Origin of the sequence: Kordia periserrulae (assembly GCF_003054265.1) — a bacterium.
Lineage (GTDB): Bacteria > Bacteroidota > Bacteroidia > Flavobacteriales > Flavobacteriaceae > Kordia > Kordia periserrulae.
The window spans coordinates 120,651-134,139 of sequence record NZ_QBKT01000009.1 but is presented as its reverse complement, the minus strand read 5'-3'; the positions used below and the strand labels follow the sequence as shown (position 1 = coordinate 134,139).

10 protein-coding genes are annotated in these 13,489 nt (G+C 33.8%); 5 read left to right on the top strand and 5 right to left on the bottom strand.

Annotated elements, in window-relative coordinates:
* The first annotated feature begins 596 nt into the window (after positions 1-596).
* The 4 genes from C8N46_RS16935 (at position 597) to C8N46_RS16920 (ending at position 6,007) form a co-directional block, all read left to right on the top strand.
* A complete protein-coding gene (locus C8N46_RS16935) occupies positions 597-2,171 on the top strand; it encodes a TlpA family protein disulfide reductase (protein WP_108116228.1) in 1,575 nt (524 codons plus the stop codon).
* A gap of 230 nt (positions 2,172-2,401) precedes the next feature.
* Positions 2,402-3,964 (top strand): thioredoxin domain-containing protein, encoded by a 1,563-nt coding sequence (locus C8N46_RS16930; protein ID WP_108116226.1) that lies wholly within the window; start codon positions 2,402-2,404, stop codon positions 3,962-3,964.
* A gap of 110 nt (positions 3,965-4,074) precedes the next feature.
* Entirely contained in the window at positions 4,075-4,239 is a 165-nt protein-coding gene (locus C8N46_RS20625) for a hypothetical protein (RefSeq protein WP_158269190.1), read from the top strand.
* 121 nt (positions 4,240-4,360) lie between these two features.
* The gene (locus C8N46_RS16920) at positions 4,361-6,007 is read left to right on the top strand and encodes a TlpA family protein disulfide reductase (protein ID WP_108116222.1); all 1,647 of its coding nucleotides are present in this window, start codon (positions 4,361-4,363) and stop codon (positions 6,005-6,007) included.
* 103 nt (positions 6,008-6,110) lie between these two features.
* On the opposite strand, the gene C8N46_RS16915 is transcribed toward C8N46_RS16920, so the two are convergent.
* The gene (locus C8N46_RS16915; RefSeq protein ID WP_108116220.1) at positions 6,111-6,308 is read right to left on the bottom strand and encodes a hypothetical protein; all 198 of its coding nucleotides are present in this window, start codon (positions 6,306-6,308) and stop codon (positions 6,111-6,113) included.
* Positions 6,309-6,569: 261 nt separating this feature from the next.
* Positions 6,570-6,725, bottom strand: coding sequence for a hypothetical protein (locus C8N46_RS20620; RefSeq protein ID WP_158269189.1), 156 nt, complete (start codon positions 6,723-6,725; stop codon positions 6,570-6,572).
* A 106-nt stretch (positions 6,726-6,831) separates the two neighbouring features.
* On the opposite strand from C8N46_RS20620, the gene C8N46_RS16910 reads away from it, so the two are divergent.
* Positions 6,832-7,941 carry a helix-turn-helix domain-containing protein gene (locus C8N46_RS16910; protein ID WP_108116218.1) on the top strand — a complete coding sequence of 370 codons (1,110 nt, stop codon included), beginning with the start codon at positions 6,832-6,834 and terminating at the stop codon, positions 7,939-7,941.
* Positions 7,942-8,117: 176 nt separating this feature from the next.
* Here the strand turns inward: C8N46_RS16910 and C8N46_RS16905 are convergent, their stop codons facing one another.
* The 3 genes from C8N46_RS16905 to C8N46_RS16890 form a co-directional block, all read right to left on the bottom strand.
* Positions 8,118-9,506 carry a hypothetical protein gene (locus C8N46_RS16905; RefSeq protein WP_146169868.1) on the bottom strand — a complete coding sequence of 463 codons (1,389 nt, stop codon included), beginning with the start codon at positions 9,504-9,506 and terminating at the stop codon, positions 8,118-8,120.
* A 300-nt stretch (positions 9,507-9,806) separates the two neighbouring features.
* Positions 9,807-12,842 (bottom strand): T9SS type A sorting domain-containing protein, encoded by a 3,036-nt coding sequence (locus tag C8N46_RS16895; protein ID WP_108116212.1) that lies wholly within the window; start codon positions 12,840-12,842, stop codon positions 9,807-9,809.
* A 174-nt stretch (positions 12,843-13,016) separates the two neighbouring features.
* On the bottom strand, positions 13,017-13,475 hold the full coding sequence (locus tag C8N46_RS16890) for a DUF1877 family protein (protein WP_108116210.1): 459 nt from the start codon (positions 13,473-13,475) through the stop codon (positions 13,017-13,019).
* Positions 13,476-13,489 lie beyond the last annotated feature (14 nt).

Genomic DNA, 13,489 nt, shown 5'->3' with positions numbered 1-13,489 from the left:
AGAATGAATTTGCCACGAACATTTCAAGTTATAAGCTGTTCATTGTTTATGCGCATATTTCTTCATTTAAAAAAAATATCCCTTTACCTCTTCCCAGAAAGTTTGCACCTTTTAATACTAAAATTACTTGCTCCGTACCCTTTTAAGCCAAAATTAGAGAATCATTTTATTCATTGATAGCAAAAAAGCCGTCAATCAACAGTTAACACTAAAACTTTACATCATGAAAAAAAAGAATTCAAAAAACTTACACAAGCTTACTAGAATAGAGATCCGCGAGATTACATGTTGGCAGAGGAAATACTCCTGAATTGACCTAAGTTATAAATAATAGAAAAGCTTTTATGACAAAATAGATTATTTAATGAGTTATTTGGTCAATGTTTCTTCTATGTTTGGCTGTAGTTGCAGTAATTCACATGCAAATACTTACTTTTTGAGTTGTATTAATTGTACTTTTAGATTCTTCTCAATTATCAGGTACATTTAAAAGACAAATTTGTAATGTTTTTGATTTGTATACTGCAACCTAAATTGTCAATTTCCTTAAAGGATATTGATTCATAATTATCTCATCACATATTATATAAAGATGTATGTCAAAAAAAATCTATTCTTCGTATATACCATTTATTGCAGTAATATTTGTAATCATATTAATTACTAATTACACAAAGGAAGAATCTGGTAAGATTGGTAACAATTTTTCAGAGGGGAATATTGTTATTGCAGGAAAATCAAAAGATATGGGCATTTTTAAACGTCCAAATTTAATGAACAGTACATATCTTTTTGGTAAATCACATGAAAAAGTTGAAAAAACTATCAATAAAAATTCTGGTGAAATTGTCCTAAAAGATATAAAAAAACCTATGCTGATGGAGTTTAGTCCTTCTGGAGATGAAGCTTTTTATCGCACCTATATTTATGTTTCTCCTGGTGATAACGTTTCTTTTGAGGTCAAGAATAAAAAAATTCTTTTTACTGGAAAAAACGCAGCGCAAAACAATTTATATACATTGTTAGAAGAAAATACGCGTGATTATTCCAAACAATATTATCAAAACGACATTCATCGTTACAAGGCGACAATTCAATCTATTTATGATGACAAACTAGAATTTGCCACAAAATATTATCACAAACATTCTCTCTCTGAGAATTTTACAAAAGTTTTCAATGATTTTTTAAAGTTTGAATACTATTTTAATTTAATCAACCCAAGAAATGTAAAGTCAACTAGCTTGGATATCTACCTTAACCAATCTGATGTTTTAAAAAATTTGATACAAAAAGAAGCGATTGAAAAAGAAATTATTTTTGATATTTCAGATTATCTTGACAATATTAAAATTAAGGACTTTATAGCCTCACGTAGTGCATTGAATCATAGTCACTATTTTAAAAATTGTCTAAACGATTTTATCCGTCATTATTTTGAAACCTCTGATTATCCATTGTATTCAAAGGAAAAGCTAGAAGCTGAGAAAATGTATATTGACAATCATTTGGATGGCGATTTAAAAGAGTATGCAACAGGAAGAATGATTTGGGATTATTACAATGAAGGATTTGCCTATAATGAGGAAAATAGAAAATATATGTTGCAACTGATTGACAACTTCTCCAAAACCATTCAAGACAAAGCATCGTATACGTCTAAAATGGAAGCGATTAAAAAAGATATATTGCGATATGATTTTAAGTTATCCGAGTCAGCTTTGTATGCAAAAATGGTGAATCATTTGGGCGATACGATAACCTTGCAAGATATTTTTGACCGCTCCACAAAACGAATAAAAGTAGTCGATTTTTGGGCAAGTTGGTGCCCGCCATGTATCAAAGAAATTAAAGAACATAAACCGTTTAAGGATCGGCTTTCCGTGGAAAACAATGTAGAATGGATTTATCTCTCCATTGATACCGACAAAGAAAAATGGCTAGCCAAACAAGAAGAACTGAGCGAAACATTACATTTTAGGAATTCCTATTTGCTTCTAAAAGGCAATAAATCATCTTTGGCGAAAGCCTTGCAGGTACAACAAATTCCACGCTATGTCATTTTTGGTAGAAACGGTGAAATTTTGATGAATAGCGCGCCAAGTCCTTCAAATAATGATGTTTTTGAACGCATGATTGACGATATTCAACCACAAACATTCATTCCATAAAATATTTTTCTTCAAAAGTAAATATTTAAAAGTCAGTTGTAAAAAGGCATTCATCATTGCCTTTTTATAATTGCTTTTTTAGCAAAAAACTAAATATCAATTACATACATACTCCACAAAATTAATGAGAGTGCCTCCTTATTTGTAAGTATTTTTAGTCAAATTAAGGTTTTCCGTAATTTTTAACTTACAAAAGTTTCTATATTTAGCTTCAAACTAAGACTAAGTAAATGAACAATCTACGCTTTTTGTTCTTGTATTTGAAAAAACGAAATATTCATCTTAATAGACGAGAGTTTATTGTACAATACGAATCGCATCCAGCGTTTCCATCGTTATTGGCTTTAAGTGATACCCTGCGTTTTTTTAATGTGGAAAATGGTGCCTTGCATGTACAATCTTCCGAAATTGACGCATTGCCGAACTTCTTCATGACAAAGTTTAAACACGCACAAGAAGACTCACTAGCGCTTGTAGAAATTAAAAATTCCCATCGATACACTATTTACGAAAACTCCAACAAGCGAACTATTTCCAAAAGCAATCTATTGCAAGAATGGCTAGGCATTGTATTTCTAATTGAGAATACCGAAGAAACTAACCTAAAAAAAATACGCTATTCGTGGAAACATATACTATTGACTCTTTGTGTTTTATCTTTTTTTGGATTGTGTACAGCGTATGTTCAATCGCTTCCATATTTCGTTTTCTTTCTATTGCCCGTTATCGGTTGTACGCTTTCAATAGTGGCTTTGAAGGATGTTTTCAATATAAAAAATCCTGTTGTAGCCGCTTTGTGCGATGGAGAAACAACGACAAATTGTAAAAGTGTGATGCAAACCGCTGGAAAATTGACTATTCTGAGCGATTTATGTTTTGTCTTTTTTACATATCAACTTCTTGCATTTACGATTTCTGTAGCTACGCAAACATTTCAATGGTATCTTTCTCTCCAAAAAATAATAGTATTTACAACTATTCCTGTTATCCTTTTTTCACTGTATTATCAGTTTGCTGTCGTAAAAAAACGGTGTGCAATTTGTATGTCTATTGCAGGTATTATTCTGTTGGAATTGGTATACATAACTACCTTATCAAATATTACTTCTTTTGATCAAATACCATTTTCACAGTACAATTTTACTGCTTTTCTCTTCTTCGCAATTGCACTTGGCTGGTATTTTTTAAAAAATATTTTAATTGAAAATCAAACACTAAAACAGAAACAAATTCTCGCTCAAAAATTTAAACGCAATTATACGGTTTTCAAAAACACCCTTACTTCAACTTCTAAAACAGTTGCTACTCCACCTACCTTAACTTTTGGAAATCCTGATGCGCTTGTGACTCTTGATTTTATTACGAGTCCATACTGCAGATATTGCAAAAAGCCATTACAACAACTAAGAAAACTATTAGAAACGTACGCTGACGCAATTGCTGTTAGGTTTATCTACAACGTAAACTTTAAGCATTTACATGACGATGATATACATTTTTTACAACAGTTATATCATTTGCATGAAACAAAAGGTGATGAAGCGTTTTTTAAAGCTTTGAATTTTTGGTATCAAACTCAAGATTATGAAAAATGGTTAGCGAAATACCGACAAAACATTGATGCAAATAGAATTCTTTACATACTACAACAACAACGAAATTGGTGCCTACAGCACAAAATTACCTTCACTCCTGCTCTTTTAGTAAATAGCTATATCCTTCCCGAATCGTATGCTATTGATGACCTCAGCCATTTTATTGATGATTTAATAGAAGATACTTCAAAACCATAAAAGCGGAAGCCGAAAAGCTAGTAATAGAGTAGGCATTTACTAATTAATTTATTTTTATTATGAAAACAACAATCAACCTAAAAACCCGAAAAAACTTAAGCAGATCGGAAATGAAATCCATCCTTGCCGGATTTGGAAATGCTCCTGAATTGCACAATAATGCTACTGTATTATGCAATGACGGAAAAGAATACTCTATAAAGAGCTGCGATACCATGGAAGAAGCATGTAGTTTGAATGGTGGTGCTAAGATTTGTTCTGGAGGCGAAAATTAAAACAGATTGAGAGCGTTGTTTTTAACAAATGGCGCTCTCTTTTTTTAATTAAAAATTCAAAATTCTTTTCTCTTACGGAAACCCGTAAGGTTTATAGTACCTAATTATCTTATATTACGCAATGCTACGATCACTATCTAAAAAAAACAAAAAAATCGTTTTTGGTATTACGGTGTTTACTGCAATTAGCACATTGTATGTCTGTATTCCACAAAAAGAGCATTCCACACTTTCTGGAAATTCTTCTGAAATTAGCTTAAAAAAAAATACTAAAAAAGACAACATTTCGACTCTGAAAAGTGAGCAAACAATTGTTGTTACAGGAACTTCTGATGATGCTGGTGTGTTTGAACGTCCGAATTTTCTAAACAATACGTATTTGTTTGGAAAGCCGCATCAAGATATCGAAAAAACGATTCAAAAAGATTCTATCACTTTTGTGCTGAAGAACATAGAAAAACCACTGTATATGGAATTTAGCCCAAGTGGAGATGAAAACTTTTTTTCATCTCGAATTTTCATTCAACCAACGGATACAGTGAAATTTGAAATAAAAAATAATGTTTTGAAATTTACGGGAAAAAACGCCGCTCAAAACAATTTATATGCAGCACTAGAAGCGCAAACACCCGATTATTCAAGATTTCCTTACAACGGAAATCTTTTTTTGTATAAAAATGGTATTCAATCTATTTACGAGCAAAAACAAGCTTTTTTAGAAAAGTATCAAACCGAAAATTCCCTATCGCCAGAGTTTGTGGCAATTTTTAAAAAGCACTTAAAGTTTGAATATGTTGATAATTTGGTAAGTCCACGAACAATTTCGGTTCAAAATGGTAAATTTTATGTCAATGATTACGATGCATTGCCATCGCTCATTGAAAAGGAATATGGGAATAGTGAAATTCCATTTGATTTGACTTCATATTTGGATAATATTACCGTAAAAGATTTTCAAGATTTTTCCGCCATGCGGCATACCGATTTTTTAAAAAATAGTTTAACTGCCTGTATTCGTCATTACTTCGTAAAAACGACTGCTCCGTATTTTTCAAAAGAATATTTTATAGCGGAAAAAGAATTTATTGAAACTAACTTTTCTGGGGAAATTCGTGATTACGCCCTTGGGAGAATGATTGTAGATTATTACAACAAAGGGTTTGCTTTCGGTTTGCATCGTATTCAATTTATGCAGAAAAAAATTGATGAGTATATGGCTTCTGTTAAAGGAAAAACAATGCATATCGAAGCTATGCAAACAATTCTGAAGGATATTAACACATATGACTTTAAACTCTCTGAAAGTGCTTTAAATGCCAAAATGATTAACCACTTAGGAGATACAATCACCTTACAATCAATTTTTGATCGGTCGCATCAGCGTGTAAAAGTAATTGATTTCTGGGCGAGTTGGTGTCCGCCGTGTATCAAACAAATCAAGGAAAATAAACCATTTAAAGATCGTCTTTCTGTAGAAAATAATGTTGAGTGGATTTATCTCTCCATTGATACCGACAAAGAAAAATGGCTAGCCAAACAAGAAGAACTGAGCGAAACATTACATTTTAGAAATTCCTATTTACTATTAAAAGGCAAAAAATCTTCTTTGGCGAAAGCATTAAATGTGCAGCAAATTCCAAGATATCTTATCATTAACGAACAAAATAAAATTGTTGTAAACAATGCTCCAAGTCCAAATAACGAGGAAGCTTTTGAAAAAATCATTGATGAAATAAAACCAAGTGCTTTACTAACATACCGAGAATAATTATATAAGTTAGTCTGTGTTATCTTTAAAATACTAAAACAAAAAAAAGGAATGCCAAATGGCATTCCTTCTTCATTTTATACTTTCGGAATTCAATAAACGTTTACCAACAATACTGCGGATCGGTGTCTTTTGTAATTGGGCATTGACGTAAAAACGATGGACTGCAACCTAGCGTGAATTCTTCCATACATTCTTCTGGACCGAAACTGTCGGTTCCTCCAACGGTTTTGTTCAATTCGCTGATTTTTGACACAACATTTTTGTGTAATTTTAGGCTTTTAATGTGCTTCTTTTTCATAATTAATTTTTTTTGATTTCTTACAAAGCTACGAGTAAAAGTGTTAAATTTCTCACAATTAAATTATAAAATAATTTCTCTCTCTTTATGAATACGCTGTTGATAAAAAAACAAACAACTAACTACAATTCAATATATTACATCTTATTTTTTATAAAAAAGGATAATGATTTAATGTTAATTTTATAATCGTCATAAACATTTTTTATAAACAAAAAAAGATGCGATTTCGCATCTTTTCGTCATTTTTCTACTTGTTGATTAATACGGAGCTTCCATCTCACACTCACAAACTGTGTCCATACACAAACAACTTGTGTGCGATGTTCCTGTGCCGCCTTTTAGTGTGTTTGCTGCTGTCAATGTTGAAATTGTTTTTTTGTGAATTGCTAAACTTTTAATGTTTTGTTTTTTCATGATTATGTATTTTTGGTTTAAAAGATAAGATACAAAAAAGGAACGCATTCGTGTATTCTTAATACTATTCGAAACATTTTCTGACTATATTTACTCAAAAAATCTGATGTCATTTACCTTTATAGACCTTATTTTATTTACGGGAATCATTCAAGGCATCTTTTTAATGATTTCGCTACAATTCATTTCAAAGAAACATAAAGCCGCCAACAAAATTTTAATGATTCTTATTGGAATTTCTGTCATCGTTTTTGTGAGAGAAATGCTAAGCTATCGATTAGACAGAAACATCTTTTGGCGAACCGCGATTTTGACAGAATCCACCATGTACATTTTTGGTCCGTTTTTGTATTTGTATTTCAAAAGATTGGTCTTTAAGAATGCTTCCGAACAAACACTTAAGCTCAAACACTATATTCCTTCCATTTTGATGCTTTTGTATTTCTTATGGACACTTTCGTTCACTTTTGAAGAATACAGAGCTATCCTTGGTCCTGTAGGCATGTTTACCATCTATATTACGATGGAGCTTACAGGAGTGCTTTCCTTTGCCATATACGCGTATTTGTCTTTTAAAATTGTACGTCAAATTAGAAATTCGGAACATGCCACGGAGTATACGCAAAAAATAGCAAGATATATACAGTATGTTACGGTGGGAATCTCGTTTATTGCTATCTGTTGGGGAATTGGTGTTTTTAATAGGTACATTTTAAAAAATTACGATGCTGTTATCAGCTACAAATTGATTTGGTTTTGTATTGCTGTTTTTCTCTTTATTGTAGGATATTTTAGTTTTACACAACCTGAAATCATACGCTTGCCTGTTCCTAAAAAAACACCACAAAAAGACCGATTGACTAAAAAAGAAATCTCCGAAATCCAACAAAAGTTACAAATCCTTATTGAAGAAGAACATATTTATACACGCGCTGATTTGAGCTTAAAAATTTTAGCCAAAGAATTGCATACATCAGCCAATAACCTTTCATGGCTGCTCAATTCAGTGTATGAAAAAACTTTTTACGAGTACATTAATGAATTTCGCATACAAGCGTTTTTAAAAAAAATAGAAGCTGGCGAACACAAAAAACAAACCCTACTTGCCATTGCTATGGATGCGGGATTTAATTCAAAATCGACTTTCAATAAAACGTTTAAATTACTGATGAACGATACACCATCAAGCTATATTGAAAAGAAGTTTTCGTCGTAATTTTGATGTTGAAGTGGTTTAACCTTTTTGTTTTGTAGCGAAAATTATAGATTTTTTGACCTGATGAAGCCTTTTTTGAGTAGCATAGCCGTAGCTACGTTACGAAAAAAAGTCAAAATCAGGGCGAAACAAGATAAATTTGCAGCCATAAGAAAAAGTTTAAATCACTTCGTTGTTTATTTGTCTTTTTCAGAAACTTCAAACAACTTTTGAAACCTTCTTTTTTGTTTGAATTTTGCAAAAAGTGGCAATTGCTGAATACGCTCAAATTGTGGCAATCCTAAATCTTTTGCTTTTTTTAAATTTCGAATCGTATTCTTAAAATCATTTGTATGAGCATAACTCTGCGCTACACGAAAGTACCAATAGGCTTTTTCGGGATTAAAATACACCAACAACTGATTGCAATACAAAGCATGTTTGTACTTTTTAGCTGCTACATAACTTTCTGAAGACTCGTAAGCACCTGCAAAAATGGAGTATTTTAAACGTTTCAACATTTTTCCTCTTGGTGAATTTGCTTGTTGTGTAATAGCAGTATTGAGTTGATGCAATTCTTTGCGCCACCATTGAAAATTATCGGTCGATTCAGCTGCCAAAATATCGTTAGAATATACTTTAGAAAACTTCTCATACAAATCATTTTCTTCTTGAATAATTGCAGCACGCGCAGCAACTTGTTGTTGATATTCAGGTGATTTTTTAATAGCAATTACTTTTTGCTGCGTCGCATCAATCTCAAAATACGGCGCAAAATTACGCATGATGCTTTCATATTCATGAACAGCGCGAAATTTATTGTGAATCACAAGTGAATCGGCAATTTTATACTGCGTTTCAAAATACGATTGTACAAACTGCGAATCAATACTACGGATAGCCTTTTTGTAGGCTTGCAATTCCAACCAACCGAATGCACGCTCTATCTGCTCGCTTGGCGGCCAACGATGCGTATCGTTGTACACAAACAATTCATTAGCTACCGAAAATTGATCAAGCCATGTTTTGGTATTGAACATTTCTTGGTAATTCATATCTTCATCTCCTACCAAACCAATAAAGGAAAACATTTTTTGAGTAGGTGTAACTGATTTATTAATTGCCAAACCTGCGCCACAAGCAATGACACCTTGTATTTTTCCTGTCAACGCCGCAATTGCTGTTGCCAAACGCGAACCGCCTGAAAATCCTGCTGCGTAAATCTGACGTTCGTCTATCTTAAAAGTGCTAAAAATCGTCGCAAATAAACGATTTGTAATTTCAAAATTCGTATCGTACGGAACACCGTTTTTTGTATTATTAGAAGCCACCAAGATGTAATTGAACTTTTCAGCAGAAGTGACAAAGTGCTGCATTCCATTCACACCATTTCCACTTGGATCAAAAATAAAAACTACTGCCGACAATACCGTTTCATCAAAGGATTTTGGAAGATACAAAGCGTAGGTTTCTGAGCTATTATTCACAGAAATTTCAGGTAAAATTTTTCCTTTCTCAAACGAATTTGGTTGCGAAAATCCGATGAAAGCATAAAAATTCAACACAAAGAAATACACAAAACGCATGCAAAACAGTTTCTTTAAAGGTATCAATTTTACAGAAAGCATCCCTATTTTTAACATTTTGTATGCAACAATACAGCATTTGAAAACTAAACTGATATTTGTTTTACTTGCATCAATAGTCACGATTATACCCAATGCAATTGAAAATTGAGATTATGTTTTTGATGCCAATGACCAACATGTTTGGGTTGCAGAAAAAGCAGAATATGTTTTTAAACGATTGCTATAAAAAAACAGCATCACGTGGCATAAAGACTAAAAAATGCTGTGATACTGTTTCTCGAAATATCATATTACTAACTATTTTAATATGATTCTTTTAGTTATTTGTTTTTGCTGATGCGAAATTTTCATAAAATACATGCCCGATTGATATCCACGCAAATGTATTGATTGCGGAACTTGATTGAGCGTTTCAAAATCTGCTTGATAGATTGCTCTTCCTGTAATATCAAAAATATTCACGGTGACATCTGTAAGCGTATTTTCTGTATGTATCTGAATGATTCCATCTGTGACTGTTGGTGCTATCGTAATGCCTAATTCATTAGTTGCTACGGACGGAATACTTAATGTGGTATCTAAATTGGTGGATGTTGGATAGAAAACTGAAAACGAATTGGTTGAAAATTGCAGGTAATAATTATTCAAATATGAACTCCCGCTAGCAATGATATAATCGCCGCCAGAAGTATAACCTGTGGTACATGTGTTTCCGTTGACTTTCATGAGTTCCAACCCTGAAATTGCGGTTAAGTTACTATCAGCCAGTATCAAATCGTCTACCTCATCACCTAAAAGATACAATCGAACATTCACCGCACTTGAAGGTACATTTGAGGTACTGATAGAGACTTCTCGCCGTAAATACGGTTGCCCAGAGAAGTCTCTTGTATCAGTATTTTCAATAAATAGTGTAGTTGTTACAGTTCCTAAATCGTTTCCATTGGCATTAATAGCTGCTACAATATCGCCAGCAGCGTCTAAAATCGGCACCCATTCGTTGGTATTTCCTTGCGCAGTTGATATATCTACTGTTGGAATGGCTTCACAAACTCCTGCAGTTCCGAGTGCGACATCTGGAGCGCCTTCTAGACAAAAGGTAAGTTCTCCTGCGGATATTGTAGTTCTTGCGACTTGGATGTAATAGGTGTTTCCAAAGACTACTGGAATGACTCCATTTTGCCCAAAACAAGCCACTTCTGTTCCACCACAACTTTCATACACGGCAAACGTATTGTTAAAACTTGAAGAGTTTAAGGTTATATTTCCTGTTATTGGAGCTTCAAAACTATACCAAGCATCTAACCACGTTTGTGACGTACTGAAACAGTTTCCAATATCAGGAGCAAAGGTTTCGGAAGCTCTGCGTGTATCAACCGTAATATTTTGTGAACTACATGCACCAACACCTGCTACAGAAATCATTTCGGCATTTGCACAATCGTCATTTGGCAATGCTTGAAACGCTTGAATTCTAAAACTATCTGCTGATGCATAAATGGATTGACTACTGACTCTGAGTATGTAATTTCCTGCACTGAGTCCAAAGGCAAATCCGTTGTTACTGAAACAATTAATTTCTGTTCCGCCGCAACTGTCATAAAACGTAAATCTGTCCAAGCTACCAACTCCTGTTATTTCTACGTTTCCAGCAAATGGCATGGTAAATTCGTACCATAAATCCAAGTAGGTATTGCTGGCACTGTCGCAACTTGCATCCAAGCTTTCGGTAGCGCTTCTGTTGTCGTAATTGATGATTCTTTGCGTGGAAATGTCATCCGTAATAAGTTCGGCCGCAGCGCATTCATCATTTGCTGCAGAGGCAAAAGCCTGAATTCGGAAACTATCTGCGGAAGCGTAAATAGATTGACTATACGCTCGAAGATAATAGGTTCCTGTTGAGAGATTGTATGCAAAAAAGTTGGCTGCACCACAGTGTATTTCGCTTCCACCACACGAATCGTACAGCGTGAATCGATCTAAAGAGCCAGTCCCAGTAATTTGTAAATTTCCATTGACTGGCATGGTAAATTCATACCAAACGTCTAAATAGGTATTGCTAGCCGTATCGCAACTGGCATCTAAACTTTCGGTTGCGTTTCTGTTGTCAAAATTGATGGTTCTTTCCGTAGTAATATCGTCTGTAATGACTTCTGCTGTAGCACATTCGTCATTGGCAACTGTAGCAAATGCTTGAATTCGGAAACTATCTGCGGAAGCATAAATGTCCTGCTTATAGGCTCTGAGAATATAAGTTCCTGTGGTTAAATTGTACACAAATCCTTCGCTAGAAAAACAACTAATTTCAGTTCCGCCACAGCTATCATACAGCGTAAATCTGTCAAAAATATTCACACCTGAAATACGCAAGTTTCCATTGACAGGCATGGTAAATTCGTACCAAACATCTAAGTGTGTGTTGGTAGCGGTATCGCAACTGGCGTCCAAACTTTCGGTAGCGCCTCGGCTTTCATATGTAATGATTCTTTCCGTGCTGATATCGTCGGTAATGACTTCCGCTGTGGCGCATTCATCGTTTGCAACCGTGGCAAATGCTTGTATGTTAAAATTGTCTACCGAAGCGTAAATGGATTGCTTGGAAACGCGTAAAAGATACGTTCCCGTTGAGAGATTGTACGCAAAGGAATCATCAACATCACATATAATTTCAGTGCCACCACAGGAATCGTACAACGTGAATCTGTCAAAAATATTCACACCCGTAATATGTACATTTCCATTCACGGGCATGGTAAATTCATACCATATATCTAAATACGTGCTAGAAGCATTGTCACAACTAGCGTCCAAACTTTCGGTAGCGCCTCGGTTATCATAACTGAAAGAGCGTTGCGTGGTAATATCGTCGGTAATGACAATTGGCGTAGTACATTCGTCATTTGTTGGAGTTTCAAACGCCTGAATGCTAAAACTATCGGCGCCAGCTTGTATATCAAGACTGGAAGCTCGTAACTTATAGGTTCCGACGGAAAGACTGTAGATAAATCCACCATCATAAAAACAAGCGATTTCTGTACCTCCACAGGTATCGTATAATGCGAAACCATCTGCAAAATTTACGCCTGTAATTTGAATGTTTCCGTTGACAGGCATGGTAAATTCATACCAAACATCGAAATAGGTATTGCTTGCATTTTCACAACTACTTTGTAAGCTTTCTGTTGCGGTTCCGTTGTTGAAAGTAACTAGTGTGGTTGTTGCGGTGGTAACGTTTATGATTTCTGCATTGGCACAATCGTCATTAGCGGGTTGTGCGTAACAGAAAAAAGTTGTTAAAAAAAATATTGTTAAAAAAAGTAGTCTTGTTTTCATGTAATTTGCCCCTAGTTAGTTTTACGAATCACAAATTACTTTGTTTACAACTACTTAGAAACAAAAAATGTATGAACCGACACGATTCATACATTTTTGGTAGGGTTTATTTTTTGTTTAGATGAACTACGGATTTTTTCGGTGTAGTTTGGAAATTAATTATCTAAGTGTTTTTTAGTAGAAATGTATTACAATTCCATTATTAAGTTCCGAAGCTTTTTTAAATGCGGTTTTATAAGTCTTTAAATGGTAATTGATATAGTTTTTATCATCAACTCCGGCTTTGTATACTTTTTGTTCTATCATTTCAGGGATATTCAAAACTTTCATTATATCATCAATAGTAATGTCCTTGATCGTTTTATGAATCAATTTCACTTCTTTCGATTTTATAAATCGTGTATCAAGTTGATTTAGTATTTCATGTTTTGGATATGCTACTTTTTTGAGTAAAAACTTTACAATATCCCAACCTTTATCCATACTAAATACCGTATCATTTTTATGATGTAACTCACCATCAACACAAGCATATTTCTCATCTAGAAAATTCTCTGATTCTTCATAAGAAAGCTTAGATAGTTCATCAATATCAACATCAGAAATCCTGTAAAGTTCACATACGCGTCCCAACTTATATCAGCTAA

What these genes read in the sequence shown, in the direction of transcription:
- C8N46_RS16905 (WP_146169868.1), bottom strand. Translation starts at nt 9,506, where the DNA reads ATGCGTTTTGTGTATTTCTTTGTGTTGAATTTTTATGCTTTCATCGGA.
- C8N46_RS16920 (WP_108116222.1), top strand. Translation starts at nt 4,361, where the DNA reads ATGCTACGATCACTATCTAAAAAAAACAAAAAAATCGTTTTTGGTATT.
- C8N46_RS20620 (WP_158269189.1), bottom strand. Translation starts at nt 6,725, where the DNA reads ATGAAAAAACAAAACATTAAAAGTTTAGCAATTCACAAAAAAACAATT.
- C8N46_RS16930 (WP_108116226.1), top strand. Translation starts at nt 2,402, where the DNA reads ATGAACAATCTACGCTTTTTGTTCTTGTATTTGAAAAAACGAAATATT.
- C8N46_RS16910 (WP_108116218.1), top strand. Translation starts at nt 6,832, where the DNA reads ATGTCATTTACCTTTATAGACCTTATTTTATTTACGGGAATCATTCAA.
- C8N46_RS16915 (WP_108116220.1), bottom strand. Translation starts at nt 6,308, where the DNA reads ATGAAAAAGAAGCACATTAAAAGCCTAAAATTACACAAAAATGTTGTG.
- C8N46_RS16895 (WP_108116212.1), bottom strand. Translation starts at nt 12,842, where the DNA reads ATGAAAACAAGACTACTTTTTTTAACAATATTTTTTTTAACAACTTTT.
- C8N46_RS16935 (WP_108116228.1), top strand. Translation starts at nt 597, where the DNA reads ATGTCAAAAAAAATCTATTCTTCGTATATACCATTTATTGCAGTAATA.
- C8N46_RS20625 (WP_158269190.1), top strand. Translation starts at nt 4,075, where the DNA reads ATGAAATCCATCCTTGCCGGATTTGGAAATGCTCCTGAATTGCACAAT.